The sequence below is a fragment of the Neisseria sp. LACPHL-SPEC-2024-00856 genome, from assembly GCF_047915665.1.
In the GTDB taxonomy this organism is placed as follows: domain Bacteria; phylum Pseudomonadota; class Gammaproteobacteria; order Burkholderiales; family Neisseriaceae; genus Neisseria; species Neisseria polysaccharea.
In genome coordinates, this window is record NZ_JBLRPR010000005.1 from 120620 (window position 1) to 138094 (window position 17475).

Annotated in this window: 16 protein-coding genes; 13 read left to right on the forward strand and 3 right to left on the reverse strand. The window is 51.0% G+C overall.

The features are described from left to right. The first annotated feature begins 2 nt into the window (after window positions 1-2). From ispC to ACNAU7_RS06425, 13 genes are all read left to right on the forward strand, one after another. Window positions 3-1238, forward strand: a complete 1236-nt coding sequence (gene ispC, locus ACNAU7_RS06365) for a 1-deoxy-D-xylulose-5-phosphate reductoisomerase (protein WP_416301581.1) — start codon at window positions 3-5, stop codon at window positions 1236-1238. A 34-nt stretch (window positions 1239-1272) separates the two neighbouring features. Further along, a complete protein-coding gene (gene rseP / locus ACNAU7_RS06370; RefSeq protein ID WP_416301583.1) occupies window positions 1273-2613 on the forward strand; it encodes an RIP metalloprotease RseP in 1341 nt (446 codons plus the stop codon). Between the two features lie 56 nt (window positions 2614-2669). After that, window positions 2670-5048: an outer membrane protein assembly factor BamA gene (bamA, locus tag ACNAU7_RS06375; RefSeq protein ID WP_416301585.1), complete on the forward strand. Its 2379-nt coding sequence runs from the start codon at window positions 2670-2672 to the stop codon at window positions 5046-5048. Between the two features lie 65 nt (window positions 5049-5113). Further along, entirely contained in the window at window positions 5114-5614 is a 501-nt protein-coding gene (locus ACNAU7_RS06380; RefSeq protein WP_416301645.1) for an OmpH family outer membrane protein, read from the forward strand. A 32-nt stretch (window positions 5615-5646) separates the two neighbouring features. After that, window positions 5647-6690 carry a UDP-3-O-(3-hydroxymyristoyl)glucosamine N-acyltransferase gene (gene lpxD / locus ACNAU7_RS06385; protein ID WP_107863407.1) on the forward strand — a complete coding sequence of 348 codons (1044 nt, stop codon included), beginning with the start codon at window positions 5647-5649 and terminating at the stop codon, window positions 6688-6690. A gap of 33 nt (window positions 6691-6723) precedes the next feature. Further along, a complete protein-coding gene (gene fabZ, locus ACNAU7_RS06390) occupies window positions 6724-7173 on the forward strand; it encodes a 3-hydroxyacyl-ACP dehydratase FabZ (protein ID WP_003675936.1) in 450 nt (149 codons plus the stop codon). A gap of 360 nt (window positions 7174-7533) precedes the next feature. Then, window positions 7534-8214: an Abi family protein gene (locus ACNAU7_RS06395; protein WP_104916094.1), complete on the forward strand. Its 681-nt coding sequence runs from the start codon at window positions 7534-7536 to the stop codon at window positions 8212-8214. A 42-nt stretch (window positions 8215-8256) separates the two neighbouring features. Beyond that, a complete protein-coding gene (gene lpxA, locus ACNAU7_RS06400) occupies window positions 8257-9033 on the forward strand; it encodes an acyl-ACP--UDP-N-acetylglucosamine O-acyltransferase (RefSeq protein WP_250314496.1) in 777 nt (258 codons plus the stop codon). Between the two features lie 100 nt (window positions 9034-9133). Further along, window positions 9134-11971: a valine--tRNA ligase gene (locus ACNAU7_RS06405; RefSeq protein ID WP_416301647.1), complete on the forward strand. Its 2838-nt coding sequence runs from the start codon at window positions 9134-9136 to the stop codon at window positions 11969-11971. A 74-nt stretch (window positions 11972-12045) separates the two neighbouring features. Continuing rightward, window positions 12046-12273: an enterochelin ABC transporter gene (locus ACNAU7_RS06410; protein ID WP_416301588.1), complete on the forward strand. Its 228-nt coding sequence runs from the start codon at window positions 12046-12048 to the stop codon at window positions 12271-12273. 98 nt (window positions 12274-12371) lie between these two features. After that, on the forward strand, window positions 12372-12836 hold the full coding sequence (locus ACNAU7_RS06415) for a hypothetical protein (protein ID WP_416301590.1): 465 nt from the start codon (window positions 12372-12374) through the stop codon (window positions 12834-12836). 253 nt (window positions 12837-13089) lie between these two features. Continuing rightward, the gene (locus ACNAU7_RS06420; RefSeq protein ID WP_416301592.1) at window positions 13090-14190 is read left to right on the forward strand and encodes a hypothetical protein; all 1101 of its coding nucleotides are present in this window, start codon (window positions 13090-13092) and stop codon (window positions 14188-14190) included. Window positions 14191-14239: 49 nt separating this feature from the next. Then, entirely contained in the window at window positions 14240-15124 is an 885-nt protein-coding gene (locus tag ACNAU7_RS06425; RefSeq protein ID WP_416301594.1) for a YadA-like family protein, read from the forward strand. A 332-nt stretch (window positions 15125-15456) separates the two neighbouring features. Here ACNAU7_RS06425 and oxyR read toward each other — a convergent pair whose 3' ends face one another. Genes oxyR through minD form a run of 3 tightly spaced genes read right to left on the reverse strand, consistent with a single transcriptional unit; the run spans window position 15457 to window position 17463 of the window. Then, a complete protein-coding gene (gene oxyR, locus ACNAU7_RS06430) occupies window positions 15457-16377 on the reverse strand; it encodes a LysR family transcriptional regulator OxyR (RefSeq protein ID WP_002215466.1) in 921 nt (306 codons plus the stop codon). A gap of 3 nt (window positions 16378-16380) precedes the next feature. Then, the gene (gene minE / locus ACNAU7_RS06435; RefSeq protein ID WP_003749826.1) at window positions 16381-16644 is read right to left on the reverse strand and encodes a cell division topological specificity factor MinE; all 264 of its coding nucleotides are present in this window, start codon (window positions 16642-16644) and stop codon (window positions 16381-16383) included. Window positions 16645-16647: 3 nt separating this feature from the next. Further along, window positions 16648-17463, reverse strand: coding sequence for a septum site-determining protein MinD (gene minD, locus ACNAU7_RS06440; protein ID WP_003690053.1), 816 nt, complete (start codon window positions 17461-17463; stop codon window positions 16648-16650). Window positions 17464-17475: the final 12 nt, after the last annotated feature.

Sequence of the window (17475 nt, forward strand, 5' to 3'; positions counted from 1 at the left end):
CTATGCCGTCTGAAAACGCTTCAGACGGCATCCGGTATAAAGTTATCCTCATTATGACACCACAAGTCCTGACCATATTAGGCAGTACCGGCAGCATAGGCGAAAGCACGCTGGACGTTGTCTCCCGCCACCCCGAAAAATTCCGCGTATTCGCGCTGGCAGGGCATAAGCAGGTCGAAAAACTGGCGGCTCAATGTCAAACGTTCCGCCCCGAATATGCCGTCGTTGCCGATGCGGAACACGCCGCCCGGCTTGAAGCCCTGTTGAAACGCGACGGCACGGCGACGCAGGTTTTACACGGCGCGCAGGCATTGGTCGACGTTGCGTCTGCCGGCGAAGCCGGCGGCGTGATGTGCGCCATTGTCGGTGCGGCGGGGCTGCCTTCCGCGCTGGCGGCGGCGCAAAAAGGCAAAACCATTTATCTGGCGAACAAAGAGACGTTGGTGGTTTCCGGCGCGCTGTTTATCGAAACGGCGCGCGCAAACGGCGCGGCAGTGTTGCCCGTCGACAGCGAACACAACGCCGTTTTCCAAGTTTTTCCGCGCGATTACACAGGCCGTCTGAACGAACACGGCATCCGTTCGATTATCCTGACTGCTTCCGGCGGCCCGTTTTTAACGACCGATTTAGGCACGTTCGACAGCATTACGCCCGCCCAAGCGGTCAAACACCCAAATTGGCGTATGGGGCGCAAAATCTCCGTCGATTCCGCCACCATGATGAACAAAGGTTTGGAGCTGATTGAAGCGCATTGGCTGTTCAACTGTCCGCCTGATAAACTCGAAGTCGTCATCCATCCGCAGTCCGTGATACACAGCATGGTGCGCTACCGCGACGGCTCCGTGCTGGCGCAACTGGGCAATCCCGATATGCGTACGCCCATCGCTTATTGTTTGGGCCTGCCCGAGCGCATCGATTCGGGAGTCGGCGACCTGGATTTTGATGCATTGTCCGCGCTGACCTTCCAAAAGCCCGACTTTGACCGCTTCCCCTGCCTAAAGCTCGCCTATGAAGCCATGAACGCGGGCGGAGTCGCGCCCTGCGTATTGAACGCCGCCAACGAAACCGCCGTCGCCGCCTTTTTGGACGGACAGATTAAGTTTACCGACATTGCCAAAACCGTCGCCCATTGTCTTTCACAAGACTTTTCAGATGGCATAGGCGATATAGGGGAGCTCTTGGCGCAAGATGCCCGGACACGCGCACAAGCGCGGGCATTTATCGGCACACTGCGCTGATGCCGTCCGAACACCGTTATCAAAGGAAAACCATTTGCACACCCTTCTAGCTTTTATCTTCGCCATCCTGATTTTGGTTAGCCTGCACGAGTTCGGACACTACATCGTTGCCAGATTGTGCGGCGTCAAAGTCGTACGCTTTTCCGTCGGCTTCGGCAAACCGTTTTTCACCCGAAAGCGCGGCGACACCGAATGGTGCCTCGCCCCGATTCCGTTGGGCGGCTACGTCAAAATGGTCGATACGCGCGAAGGCGAAGTATCAGAAGCCGATTTACCCTACGCTTTTGACAAACAACACCCCGCCAAGCGCATCGCCATCGTCGCCGCAGGCCCGCTGACCAATCTCGCACTGGCGGTTTTGCTGTACGGACTGAGCTTTTCCTTCGGAGTAACCGAACTGCGCCCCTACGTCGGCACAGTCGAACCCGACACCATTGCCGCCCGCGCCGGCTTCCAAAGCGGCGACAAAATACAATCCGTCAACGGCACACCCGTTGCAGATTGGGGCAGCGCGCAAACCGAAATCGTCCTCAACCTCGAAGCCGGCAAAGTCGCCGTCGGCGTTCAGACGGCATCGGGCGCGCAAACCGTCCGCACCATCGATGCCGCAGACACGCCGGAAGCCGGCAAAATCGCCAAAAACCAAGGCTACATCGGACTGATGCCCTTTAAAATCACAACCGTTGCCGGCGGCGTGGAAAAAGGCAGCCCCGCCGAAAAAGCAGGCCTGAAACCGGGCGACAGGCTGACTGCCGCCGACGGCAAACCCATCGCCTCATGGCAAGAATGGGCAAACCTGACCCGTCAAAGCCCCGGCAAAAAAATCACCCTGACCTACGAACGCGCCGGACAAACCCATACCGCCGACATCCGCCCCGATACTGTCGAACAGCCCGACCACACCCTAATCGGGCGCGTCGGCCTCCGTCCGCAGCCGGACAGGGCGTGGGACGCGCAAATCCGCCGCAACTACCGTCCGTCTGTTGTCCGCGCGTTCGGCATGGGCTGGGAAAAAACCGTTTCCCACTCGTGGACAACCCTCAAATTTTTCGGCAAACTAATCAGCGGCAACGCCTCCGTCAACCATATTTCCGGTCCACTGACCATTGCCGATATTGCCGGACAGTCCGCCGAACTCGGCTTGCAAAGTTATTTGGAATTTTTGGCACTGGTCAGCATCAGCCTTGGCGTGCTGAACTTGCTGCCCGTCCCCGTTTTGGACGGCGGGCACCTCGTGTTTTATACTGCCGAATGGATACGCGGCAAACCTTTGGGCGAACGCGTCCAAAACATCGGTTTGCGCTTCGGGTTCGCCCTGATGATGCTGATGATGGCGGTCGCCTTCTTCAACGACGTTACCCGGCTGCTCGGTTAGATTTTACGTTTCGGAATGCCGTCTGAAACCGCATTCCGCACCACAAGGAACTTACGATGAAACTGAAACAGATTGCTTCCGCACTGATGATGTTGGGCATATCGCCTTTGGCATTTGCCGACTTCACCATCCAAGACATCCGCGTCGAAGGCTTGCAGCGTACCGAGCCGAGCACCGTATTCAACTACCTGCCCGTCAAAGTCGGCGACACCTACAACGACACACACGGCAGTGCCATCATCAAAAGCCTGTATGCCACTGGTTTCTTTGACGACGTACGCGTCGAAACTGCGGACGGGCAGCTCCTGCTGACCGTTATCGAACGCCCCACCATCGGCTCGCTCAACATCACCGGCGCAAAAATGCTGCAAAACGACGCCATCAAGAAAAACCTCGAATCGTTCGGGCTGGCGCAGTCACAATACTTTAATCAGGCGACACTCAATCAGGCAGTCGCCGGCCTGAAAGAAGAATACCTCGGACGCGGCAAACTCAATATCCAAATCACGCCCAAAGTAACCAAACTCGCCCGCAACCGCGTCGACATCGACATCACGATTGACGAGGGCAAATCCGCCAAAATCACCGACATCGAATTTGAAGGCAACCAAGTCTATTCCGACCGCAAACTGATGCGGCAAATGTCGCTGACCGAAGGCGGCATTTGGACATGGCTGACACGAAGCAACCAATTCAACGAGCAGAAATTTGCCCAAGACATGGAAAAAGTAACCGACTTCTACCAGAACAACGGCTACTTCGATTTCCGCATCCTCGATACCGACATCCAAACCAACGAAGACAAAACCAAGCAGACCATCAAAATCACCGTCCACGAAGGCGAACGTTTCCGTTGGGGCAAAGTCTCCATCGAAGGCGACACCAACGAAGTCCCCAAAGCCGAACTGGAAAAACTGCTGACCATGAAGCCCGGCAAATGGTACGAACGCCAGCAGATGACCGCCGTTTTGGGTGAGATTCAGAACCGCATGGGCTCGGCAGGCTACGCATACAGCGAAATCAGCGTACAGCCGCTGCCGAACGCTGAAACCAAAACCGTCGATTTCGTCCTGCACATCGAACCGGGCCGGAAAATCTACGTCAACGAAATACACATCACCGGCAACAACAAAACCCGCGACGAAGTCGTCCGCCGTGAATTACGCCAAATGGAATCCGCGCCTTACGACACCTCCAAGCTGCAACGTTCCAAAGAGCGCGTCGAGCTTTTGGGCTACTTCGACAATGTCCAGTTTGATGCTGTCCCGCTTGCCGGCACGCCCGACAAAGTCGATTTGAACATGAGTCTGACCGAACGTTCCACCGGTTCCCTGGATTTGAGCGCGGGTTGGGTTCAAGATACCGGGTTGGTCATGTCCGCAGGCGTTTCCCAAGACAACCTGTTCGGTACGGGCAAGTCGGCCGCACTGCGCGCCTCCAGGAGCAAAACCACGCTTAACGGCTCGCTGTCGTTTACTGACCCGTACTTCACGGCAGACGGGGTCAGCCTGGGCTACGATATTTACGGAAAAGCCTTCGACCCGCGCAAAGCATCGACCAGCGTCAAACAATATAAAACCACCACCGTCGGCGGCGGCGTAAGGATGGGTATCCCCGTTACCGAATACGACCGCGTGAATTTCGGTTTGGCGGCAGAACACCTGACCGTCAACACCTACAACAAAGCACCCAAACGCTATGCCGACTTTATCAAACAATACGGCAAAACCAACGGCACAGACGGCAGCTTCAAAGGCTGGCTGTACAAAGGCACAATCGGCTGGGGGCGCAACAAGACCGACAATGCCCTGTGGCCGACGCGCGGTTACCTGACCGGCGTGAATGCCGAAATCGCCCTGCCCGGCAGCAAACTGCAATACTACTCCGCCACCCACAACCAAACCTGGTTCTTCCCCCTGAGCAAAACCTTCACGCTGATGCTCGGCGGCGAAGCCGGCTATGCCAACGGCTACAGCAAAACCAAAGAAATCCCCTTCTTTGAAAACTTCTACGGCGGCGGCCTGGGTTCGGTACGAGGTTACGAAAGCGGCACGCTCGGTCCGAAAGTGTATGACGAATACGGCGACAAAATCAGCTACGGCGGCAACAAAAAAGCCAACGTTTCCGCCGAGCTGCTCTTCCCGATGCCAGGTGCGAAAGACGCGCGCACCGTCCGCCTGAGCCTGTTTGCCGACGCAGGCAGCGTATGGGACGGCAAAACCTATACCGCCGCCGAAAGCGGCAACAACAAATCGGTTTACTCGGAAAACGCGCATAAATCCACCTTTACCAACGAACTGCGCTATTCCGCCGGCGGCGCGGTTACCTGGCTCTCGCCTTTGGGCCCGATGAAATTCAGCTACGCCTACCCGCTGAAGAAAAAACCGGAAGACGAAATCCAACGCTTCCAATTCCAACTCGGCACGACGTTCTAATCCCGCAAATGCCGTCTGAAGCCCTTCAGACGGCATTTCGCGGCAACATCCGAAGGAGTTTTACCATGACCCGTTTGACCCGCGCGTTTGCCGCCGCCCTGATCGGTTTGTGCTGCACCGCAGGCGCGCACGCCGACACCTTCCAAAAAATCGGCTTTATCAACACCGAACGCATCTACCTCGAATCCAAGCAGGCACGCGAGATTCAAAAAACGCTGGACGGCGAATTTTCCGCCCGCCAGGACGAATTGCAAAAACTGCAACGCGAAGGCCTGGATTTGGAAAGGCAGCTTGCCGAAGGCAAACTCAAAGACGCAAAAAAGGCGCAAGCTGAAGAAAAATGGCGCGGGCTGGTCGCAACGTTCCGCAAAAAACAGGCGCAGTTTGAAGAAGACTACAACCTCCGCCGCAACGAAGAGTTTGCCTCCCTCCAGCAAAACGCCAACCGCGTCATCGTCAAAATCGCCAAACAGGAAGGTTACGATGTCATTTTGCAGGACGTGATTTACGTCAACACCCAATACGACGTTACCGACAGCGTCATTAAAGAAATGAACGCCCGCTGACCCTTTCAGACGGCATACCGAACAGGAAAACCATGATTCCGGCCACCTACACCCTGTCCCAAATCACCGCTCGGCTCGGCGGCGAATGGCGCGGCGAGGACATTTCCGTTACCGCCGTGCGCCCGCTCGCAGACGCGCAGGCGGAACACATCAGCTTCCTCGCCAATCCGAAATACAAAGCCGAAGTCCACGACAGCAGCGCGGGCGCGGTCATCGTTTCCGCCAAAGCGGCAGACGGATTTAAAGGGCGCAACCTGATTGTCGCCGACGATCCCTATCTCTATTTCGCCAAAGTCGCCCGCCTGTTTTCACCCGTCGTCAAAGCGCGCGGCGGCATCCATCCGACCGCCGTCGTCGAACCGGGCGCGACCGTTCCCGCAAGCTGCGAAATCGGCTCGAACGCCTACATCGGCGCGAACACCGTACTCGGCGAAGGCTGCCGCATCTTGGCAAACGCCGTCGTCCAACACGATTGCAAACTGGGCGACGAAGTCGTCCTGCATCCCAACGCCGTCGTTTATTACGGCTGCACACTGGGCAGACGCGTCGAAATCCACAGCGGCGCAGTCATCGGCGCAGACGGTTTCGGACTCGCTTTTGCCGGCGATTCATGGTTTAAAATCCCGCAAACCGGCGCGGTAACGCTGGGCGACGACGTGGAAATCGGCTCGAACACCAACATCGACCGCGGCGCGATGAGCGACACCACCGTCGGCAACGGCACCAAAATCGACAACCAAGTCCAAATCGGACACAACTGCAAAATCGGTTCGCACACCGTCATCGCCGCCAAAACCGGCATCTCAGGCAGCGTAACCATAGGCAGCTACTGCATCATCGGCGGCGGCGTCGGTACGGTCGGACACATCGAAATCGCCGACAAAACCACCATCGGCGGCGGCACGTCCGTCACCCACAGCATTACCGAAAGCGGCAAACACCTTGCCGGCATCTTCCCGATGTCCGAGCATAAAGAATGGGCGCGCAACGCCGTTTACATCCACCGCTTAAGCGAAATGAACAAACGTCTCAAAACGCTGGAACAGCAGCTTTCAGACGGCAAAGACACGCAATAAATCCAAACCGATTTTTCCAAGGAACACAAAAACATGGACGTTCAACTCCCCATCGAAGCCAAAGACATCCAAAAACTCATCCCCCACCGCTACCCGTTTCTCCAACTCGACCGCATTACCGCCTTCGAGCCGATGAAAACCCTGACCGCGATTAAAAACGTCACCATGAACGAGCCGCAGTTCCAAGGCCACTTCCCCGACCTGCCCGTGATGCCCGGCGTGCTGATTATCGAAGCCATGGCGCAAGCGTGCGGCACGTTGGCGATTTTGAGCGAAGGCGGGCGCAAAGAAAACGAATTCTTCTTCTTCGCCGGCATAGACGAAGCCCGTTTCAAACGCCAAGTCATCCCCGGCGACCAACTCGTCTTTGAAGTCGAGCTGCTGACCAGCCGACGCGGCATCGGCAAATTCAACGCCGTTGCCAAAGTGGACGGGCAAGTTGCCGTCGAAGCCGTGATTATGTGCGCCAAACGCGTGGTTTGAGTGTTCAGAAAAAGGTCGTCTGAAAGTTTCAGACGACCTAATAAAAAGAAAACCCACCGGTTTAGGTTTATTCAAACCCAGGGACACGGTGGGGATTAGTTTTATCTAACTGTATCAAATATAGTTTGAAACGTCAATTTTATAGTGGATTAAATTTAAACCAGTACGGCGTTGCCTCGCCTTAGCTCAAAGAGAACGATTCTCTAAGGTGCTGAAGCACCAAGTGAATCGGTTCCGTACTATTTGTACTGTCTGCGGCTTCGTCGCCTTGTCCTGATTTTTGTTAATCCACTATACAATAAGGAATCAGGTATTAGCGTGAATTATAAGGAATGCTGTAGTATTTTTTCTGATTTCAGAATGGAACGGTATAAAAATGCCGTTGGGGAAGACAAAGCGGCTGAATTGTATTTATTGAATCTATCTTTATCAAGAGAACTTTTTCATGTTGTTTCAATATTTGAGATTGTTTTAAGAAACAAAATTGACATTTGCCTTCAACAGGAGTTTAAAGACAGAAACTGGTTATATGATAGCATACAGCCACAAACGAATCCTGCATTGAAATATCAAGGTTGCTTTTTAAGAAATGGTACGAAAGAATCTGCTGAATTAATCAAGGTTGCATTATCTAAAATACAAAATAATAGCGGGGGAAAATTTGACCACAACCAATTGGTTGCAGGACTAGGATTCGGTTTTTGGCGGTATCTGTTTGCGGGAGGGAAAGATGCTCAATTTGATGCTACAGGGAAAGTATTGATGAAAGTTTTTCCAAAAAAGCCCAAATCTACACCAAGTGTGCAATATAACCAAAAATGGATTTTTCGAGAACTTTCCAATATTAACAATTTCCGTAATCGTTTGGCACATCACGAACCGATTTGTTTTAAAGGTGCAATAAAAGATACCAACTACGCTAGAAATATTCACCAATCTATTTTTGAACTGCTTAATTACATGGATGTAGATACTACTTCAGTATTTAGCCATTTTAGCGATCAAGTGATTGCGGTCTGCGATGAAATCGACAAACTGTAATTTTCTATTATTTGTCTTAACAAGCAGCGGAGTATTAAAAACATGACCCTTATCCACCCGACCGCCGTCATCGACCCCAAAGCCGAACTCGACTCCAGCGTCAAAGTCGGCGCGTACACCGTTATCGGCCCCAACGTCCAAATCGGTGCGAATACCGAAATCGGCCCGCACGCCGTCATCAACGGCCACACCAGCATCGGCGAAAACAACCGCATTTTCCAATTTGCCAGCCTCGGCGAAATTCCGCAGGACAAAAAATACCGCGACGAGCCGACCAAGCTGATTATCGGCAACGGCAACACCATCCGCGAATTCACCACCTTTAATTTAGGCACGGTAACCGGCATCGGCGAAACCCGTATCGGCGACGACAACTGGATTATGGCGTACTGCCACCTCGCGCACGACTGCGTGGTCGGCAACCACACCATTTTCGCCAACAACGCCTCGCTTGCCGGACACGTTACCATCGGCGACTACGTCGTTTTGGGCGGCTACACGCTGGTTTTCCAATTCTGCCGCATCGGCGACTACGCTATGACCGCCTTCGCCGCAGGCGTACACAAAGACGTGCCGCCCTATTTTATGGCATCGGGCTACCGCGCCGAACCGGCCGGCCTCAACAGCGAAGGTATGCGCCGCAACGGTTTTACCGCAGAGCAGATTTCCGCCGTCAAAGACGTGTACAAAACCCTCTATCATCGCGGCATTCCGTTTGAAGAAGCCAAGGCAGACATTCTCCTCCGCGCCGAAACCCAAGCCGAGCTTGCCGTATTCCGAGACTTTTTCGCACAATCGACGCGCGGCATCATCCGCTGACCATACCCTTTTGATGCCGTCTGAAACCTCCAAAAGCGTTTCAGACGGCATTTGCGCTATAATTCAAACCATCAAATCATCTTATTCCTCAGGGCTTCATATGTTAGACAAATACTCCCCCGCCGAAATCGAATCCAAACACTATCAAAACTGGGAAAGCCAAGGTTATTTCCAGCCCGATATGGATTTGACCAAACCGTCTTTTTCCATCCAACTGCCGCCGCCCAACGTAACCGGCACGCTGCACATGGGTCATGCCTTCAACCAAACCATTATGGACGGCCTGACCCGCTACTACCGCATGAAAGGCTGCAACACCGCCTGGATTCCCGGCACAGACCACGCGGGCATCGCCACGCAAATCGTGGTCGAGCGTCAGCTTGCCGCGCAAAACGTGTCCCGTCATGACTTGGGCCGCGAAAAATTCTTGGAAAAAGTGTGGGAATGGAAAGAAGTTTCCGGCGGCACGATTACCCAGCAGATGCGCCGCGTGGGTTGTTCTGCCGACTGGACGCGCGAGTATTTCACGATGGACGACGTACGTGCCGAAACCGTAACCGAAGTGTTCGTGCGCCTGTTTGAACAAGGCTTGATTTACCGAGGCAAACGCTTGGTGAACTGGGATCCGGTATTGGGTACGGCAGTGTCTGATTTGGAAGTGGAAAGCGTGGAAGAACAAGGCTCTATGTGGCACATCCGCTATCCGCTGGCGGACAATCCTGCCGAAGCCGTGATCGTGGCGACCACCCGTCCTGAGACGCTGCTAGGCGACGTGGCCGTTGCCGTCAATCCCGAAGACGAACGTTACACCCACTTAATCGGCAAAGAATTAATCCTGCCGCTGACCGGCCGCACCATTCCCGTGATTGCCGACGAATACGTTGAAAAAGACTTCGGCACCGGCTGCGTGAAAATTACGCCGGCGCACGACTTCAACGACTACGAAGTCGGCAAACGCCACGACACGCGCCTGATTAATGTGTTCGACTTGGAAGCCAAAGTATTGGCAAACGCCGAAGTGTTCAACTTCAAAGGCGAAGCGCAACCGGGCTTTGCCCTGCCTGAAAAATACGCAGGTTTGGACCGCTTTGCCGCGCGTAAACAAATGGTTGCCGATTTGCAGGAACAAGGCCTGTTGGTCGAAATCAAAGCGCACACGCTGATGACGCCGAAAGGCGACCGCACAGGTTCGGTGATTGAGCCGATGCTGACCAGCCAATGGTTTGTCGCTATGTCCGCCACGCCGAACGGCGGCGAGCCTGACAGCGAATTCAAAGGCTTGAGCCTCGCCGACAAAGCCAAAAAAGCCGTCGACAGCGGCGCGGTACGCTTTATCCCTGAAAACTGGGTCAATACCTACAACCAATGGATGAACAACATCCAAGACTGGTGTATTTCGCGCCAACTGTGGTGGGGGCATCAAATCCCCGCGTGGTACGACGAAACAGGCAATGTGTACGTCGCCCGCAATCAGGCTGAAGCCGAAAAACAAGCCGGCAAAACAGGCTTGACCCGCGAAGAAGACGTATTGGACACTTGGTTCTCCTCCGCGCTTGTGCCGTTCTCCACACTCGGCTGGCCGTCTGAAACCGACGAACTCAAAGCCTTCCTGCCGTCCAACGTCTTGGTCACCGGCTACGAAATCATCTTCTTCTGGGTGGCGCGTATGATTATGATGACCACCCACTTCACCGGCAAAGTACCGTTTAAAGACGTGTATATCCACGGCATCGTGCGCGACCACGAAGGCAAAAAAATGTCCAAATCCGAAGGCAACGTCATCGACCCTGTGGATTTGATTGACGGCATCGGCTTGGACAAGCTGCTGGTAAAACGTACCACCGGCCTGCGTAAACCTGAAACCGCGCCGAAAGTGGAAGAAGCCACCAAAAAACTCTTCCCCGAAGGCATCCCCGGTATGGGCGCGGACGCATTGCGCTTCACTATGGCGAGCTACGCCAGCCTCGGACGCAGCGTGAACTTCGACTTCAAACGCGCCGAAGGCTACCGCAACTTCTGCAACAAAATCTGGAACGCCACCAACTTCGTCTTGATGAATACCGAAAACCAAGACTGCGGCTACGGCGCAACCGCCACCGAGCCGCGCGGCTATTCCTTCCCCGATATGTGGATTGTAGGCCGTCTGAATCAGACCATCGAACAGGTTACGCAAGCCTACGAAACCTACCGCTTTGATTTGGCGGCGGAAACCCTGTACAGCTTCGTGTGGAACGACTATTGCGACTGGTATTTGGAACTCGCCAAAGTGCAGCTTCAAACCGGTTGCGCCAGCCGCCAGCGCGCCACACGCCATACCTTGTTGCGCGTACTCGAAGCCGCCCTGCGCCTGCTGCACCCGATTATCCCGTTCATCACCGAAGAACTGTGGCAAACCGTCGCCCCTATGTGCGACGCGAAAACCGCCGACAGCATCATGCTCGCCCGCTTCCCCGAAGCCGACGGCGGCGAGATTGTTCAGACGGCATTCGGGCAAATGACCGTGTTGCAGGATTTGATCGGCGCCGTCCGCAACCTGCGCGGCGAAATGGGCATCCAGCCTAATGTCAAAGCCCCGCTGTTTGTCGAAAGCGCGGACGACTTGGCGGACTACCTCAAATACCTGCCGATGATGACCCGCCTGACCGAAGCACGGCAAGTCGCCGCCCTGCCCGAAAGCGAAGATGCGCCCGTCGCCGTCTGCAACGGCGCGCGCCTGATGCTGAAAGTCGAAATCGACAAAGCCGCCGAAACCGCCCGCTTGAGCAAAGAAGCCGAGAAGCTGCAAAAAGCCTTGGACAAACTCAACGCCAAACTTTCCAAACCCGGCTACATCGAAAAAGCCCCCGCTCATCTGGTGGAAAAAGACAAAGCCGATTTGGCGGAATTGGAAGACAAAATGGTGAAAGTTCAAACTCAATTGGCGAAGTTGAAAGACTGATTTGATTGAATAAACAAGGCCGTCTGAAAACCTGAAACCGGGGTTTTCAGACGGCCTCATCAAAAGGAAATCAAATGATGGACTTCATCGTGCCTATATTGCTCGTCGTCGCCATCGTCGTACTTCATATTCATACCTGCTTTACCGAAGCCGTCCACCTCAACAAATGGCGACCGTGGCTGATTATTCTATTGTTGATTCTGACCGGCACTTGGTTTATCTACTTCGTCAGCCGTACCGCACTGATGAAGCTGGGTATCCAGCTGGTGCTGATTGCCGGCCTCGTGATTTATATTTCTTGAACGTCCGCCTGCAGTAAAATACCCGCAAAGGCCGTCTGGAAATGCAGCTTCAATGCCGTTACAACTTTTCAGACGGCCTCTTTTAAGAAAGGAAATAGATGAAACTCTTTATTCTGCCGGTACTTTTATCCGCAACAACTGCTCTGGCTTCTCCGATTGTCGGTACATGGCATTGCATCGGCACTGATGAAAACATTCACAGTGATGCAAAAGTTGAATATCTTCAGGACGGCAGTTTCCGTGGCGATGCCATACTCAAAATTGATGATGACGGCAATATCTTGGCATACCATGTTGTCGGCTCAGGGAAATGGCGTTTTGAAAACAATGCCTTGACGGAAAGCCAAATCAAATATAGCGAAGTTTCACGACAGCACAGCCCCGAAACGCTGGCGTGGTTGGAAAAGTCGGAAGACGGCCGATTCTTAGAAAGCATGATGTACGCTGGATTGGTTGCGCAGATAAACAAGCCCGGTGAAGATGAAGTGTATCAACTGGATAAATCAGGCAAATTAGTGTCCGAAGACGGAACTTCCCGTGATGTATGTACGAAAGTGAAGTAAAAAGCGATTGCAGGTCAAATCAGTTTGACTGATTGACGGCAGAGATACTAGCATTGCAAGGGAAATTTGTTTCTGTTGGCAATACTTAACTCAGACGTGTTGACACAAAAATTGTTGTTGACAATGGTAATAAAATAAGGGGCTGAAGTAGATTAGCCCTAAAAACTTTTTGGAAGGAGATGAAGGTCATCTTGTAGTTATTTGTGCTTTATAAGAATTATTTTAATTTACACTATCTTAACCGGAGAATATTATGGGTATCAAGAAACGATATATTGCATTAATTTTATCTTCTTTTATATATAATCAAGCTTATGCCGCAACTCCTACAACTGAAGATTTAAAAAAGAATTTAGATAAATTAAACGATCGCTTGCTGAAGTTAGATTATAAAGAAAATTATGGTAGAGCTGAGGAAGCATTAGAAAGAGCGCAAGCTGTAGGATTAGGTTCTCTAGCCGTTGGTTTAGCATCAGAAAGTGCGGGTAGAAATAGCGTCGCAGTTGGTTCGGGAACTATTGCTCGTCAGGATTATTCTATTGCGATAGGTTATCGTGCTGAAACTACACCCGTACAATGGCCTGATTATCATAATGGGGAATCTCAATCTAATATTGCCATTGGTCACGGTAGTAATGCCTTGGGTTCTCAAAATATTTCAATAGGGGGAAATGCGCAGTCGAGAGGGCGTGGAGCGTATGCTATTGGTAATTCAACAACGGCAGATGGATGGTATTCACTTGCATTAGGACATACGGCTGAAGCTCATGGGAAATCAAGCACTTCAATAGGTTGGTCTTCTATAGCAAATGGAGAATATTCCTTTTCGGCTGGTTCTGGTGCTGTAGCAAACGGAGAAAATAGTATAGTAATAGGTAGTCTCAGTAAAGCTGATGGGGATAATGGTATAGCTATTGGTACAGAAGCGGTTGCTAATACAAATTCTGTAGTAATTGGTAATCAGGCCTCAGCGATTGAAGATGGCGTTGCATTGGGGAATGGAAGCAAGGCTATAACAGAAAAAGGCGTAACGGGATATGATATATCGAATACATCAGTAGATAAAAATAAAAAATTAATCCTTTCAGAAAACGATAAAGCCCATTTAGAAGAATTAAATAATGAAATAGTTGGAAAAGAAAAAGAGAGTGCAGATGTTAACTCGCTTTACTATAAATATAAAACCTTCGAAAGTGAACTCAAAACGCTAAAAAATGACGAGCGTAAAGTTAAAGAGAAAATTGGTGAAAATACACTTAAACTTGAGTATTTAAATAAAATGCTTCCAGCTTGGAAAGCAGAGTACGAACGTTTAAACAATCTAGAAACCCGTACAACTAGAGTCAATAGCTAAAAATACATTAGAGAAACGTATATCAGTAAGAGAAAACGATTCTAGAAACTTGGGAATTAACAATATTTTGAATAGGGATAAACTTCACGATATTGAAAGAGAAATTGAAGAAAAAGAAAACTTTTTAAATGAAAATAAGGATGAGTTTAACACGCATGAAAATCGTATTACCGAATTAAAGAAAGAAAAACGTAAACTTATTTCTACTTGGATTAGTACAGCCAATTCGGTTTCGGTAGGGGATAAAGAAGAAGGAATTACTCGTCAAATTACCAATGTGGCAGCAGGAAATGAAGATACTGATGCTGTTAATGTGGCTCAACTTAAAAACACCGGTTTTAACTTGAAAACTTCTGCCGTAGATTTTGGTGAGAGATTAGATGGGGATGTTGACAAGGATAAAACCGAATTTATTAAAGCCGGTAATACCGTTGAAATGATTGCAGGCAAAAATATGTCTGTGAAACAAGAAAATAATGGTAAGATTACCTATGCGACAAAAGATGATGTGAATTTCAACAGCCTGTCTCTTGGAACCTCCAAACAGGCTCCGACCTTAAGTGCTGATGAAGATGGATCGCTGAAGCTTGGCAGCAAGGACAATCAGGCACCTGTCCGTATATCTAATGTTGCTCCGGGTATAAAAGATAGTGATGCTGTGAATGTAAGCCAGCTCAGAGGCATTACAAAAGATCTTGAAGATAAAATCGACAGTGTGGCAGCCGGCTCGAATGCCGCCGCATCCCTTCCTCAAGCCTATCTGCCGGGTAAATCTATGTTTGCCGCATCAGTCGGCACCTACGGTTCTCAAGGTGCTTTGGCTGTTGGTTACTCCAGTATCAGCGATAATGGAAAATGGTTGATTAAAGGTCAAGTCAACGTCAATACTAAAGCCAAAACCGGTGGCGGTGTCGGCGTCGGCTACCTCTGGTAAACCAAGTTGGAAAACCTCCGTATTGAATACAATACGGAGGTTTTTTATATGGCTTGTAGCGTATCCCAAAAATATGATATCCCTACAAATATATCAAACTAACAATAAGGTGGTATCTCTATCTGCCCCGAACTGAAGACTGGATAAAACATCCTATTTAAATAAAAACTGTGTTTAAATAATCAGTTGATTCTGTTTCAGTAAAAATCTATTCCATTGAATAAACGGAGTTTCGTTCAACTGATAGGATTTTATCCACAACATATCAAAATACAATCTAAAGAATAGAACAAATGCCGTCTGAAACCCGTTTCAGACGGCATTGCCTGCGCCTAGTCGCGGATAAAACTTACCCCGTGAAGCTGCGACTGCATAATCGCCGCCTTCATCGCCGACAACGCCTTCGGACGGACAAAATTGCGGCGGTACGCCAATACGACCCGCCGGCTTGGCGGCGTACCTTCAAACGGAATAATGCTGAACAGCATATGATCATTCTCGGTCAGTGCGGTTGCCGGCAACACGCTGATTGCCAAACCGCTGGCAACCATATGGCGGATTGTATTGATCGAGCTGCCCTGCAATGTATTGGTCAATCCCTGTATGCGTTGTTTCGCCGCCAATTCGGAACAGCTTGAGAGTACCTGATCCCGCATACAGTTGCCTTCCGTCAGCAGCAAAACCTGCTCCTCACCCAGCATCCGGGGCGAAACGGCATCCAGTTCCTCAAATGAATGCCCTTTCGGGACAATCACGAAAAACGGTTCGTCATACAAGGGTTCGGTAACAATGCCCGGCTCTTGAAACGGTTCGGCAACGATAATCGCGTCAACGTCCCCGCGTTTGAGCGACTCGGTCAAAGTATGCGTGTAATTCTCTTCCAACATCAAAGGCATTTTCGGTGCAGTACGGCGCAACGAGACAATCAGTTTCGGCAGCAGATACGGCGCAACCGTAAAAATCAGCCCGAGTTTGAACGCACCCTCCAGCTCGTTTTGTTCTTCATTTGCCAAATGCCTGATAAGCTCCGCCTCTTCCAATACCTTACGCGCCTGTGCAACGATACGTTCCCCCGCCTCGGTCGTAATAATATCGTTGCTGCTCCGGTCAAACAAAGAGACGGCAAGCTCTTCTTCCAATTTCTTAATGGCAATAGACAAAGTGGGCTGGCTGACAAAACAACGCCGCGCCGCCCTGCCGAAATGACGTTCTTGGGCGACTGCGACGATGTACCGCAATTCGGTTAAGGTCATGTCCTATACCTTTTTCTGTTCCGGCAAAGTAATGTTCAACTCAAGCACATCCATACCATCCTGCTTTTCTTGGGAAATACGGATATTGTCTAATGAAACATTCACATATTTGGACAGGACTTCCATCAACTCTTTACGTAAAGTCGGCAGGTAATCCGGAGCCTGACCTTCCTGGGCGCGCTCTTGGGCAATGATGATTTGAAGGCGGTCGCGGGCAACGGTTGCCGTTTTCTGCTTTCTGCCGAATAAAAGTTCGATTAATGACATACCTTATCCTCCGAACAGACGCTTGAAGAAGCTTTTTTTCTCAGCTTCTAAGAAACGCATTTCACGGTTCTCGCCCAAAAGACGGGCAATAACGTCCTTATATGCCTCGGAAGCCGCTACGCTGTCCTGATGGATGACCGGTTCTCCGGAATTGGATGCCTGCAAGACGTTTTGGGATTCGGGAATCACACCCAGCAAAGGAATACGCAGAATATCGCAAATATCCTGTACAGACAGCATTTCACCTTTTGCCACACGTTCGGGAGAATAACGCGTAATCAACAGATGTTCTTTAACCGAACCGCCTTGCTCTGCCTTACGGGATTTGCTTTGCAAAATTCCCAAAATCCTGTCGGAGTCACGCACACTGGAAACCTCAGGATTGGTCGTTACAATGGCTTCATCAGCAAAATACAATGCCATCAATGCACCCTGCTCGATACCGGCGGGAGAGTCGCAAATAATATACTCAAAACCCATTTTCTTGCCGGACAGCTCCTGCATCACTTTTTCTACACCCTCGCGTGTCAAAGCGTCTTTATCCCGAGTCTGGGAAGCCGGCAAAATAAACAGGTTTTCACAATTTTTATCTTTAATCAAAGCCTGGTTGAGTGTCGCCTCACCCTGAATGACATTGATCAGGTCATAAACGACACGACGCTCGCAACCCATAATGAGGTCGAGATTGCGCAAACCCACATCAAAATCAATTACCGCCGTTTTATATCCGCGTAATGCCAAACCTGTCGCAATACTGGCACTGGTAGTCGTTTTACCGACACCGCCCTTACCTGAAGTTACTACAATAATTTTTGCCACAATATTTCCTTT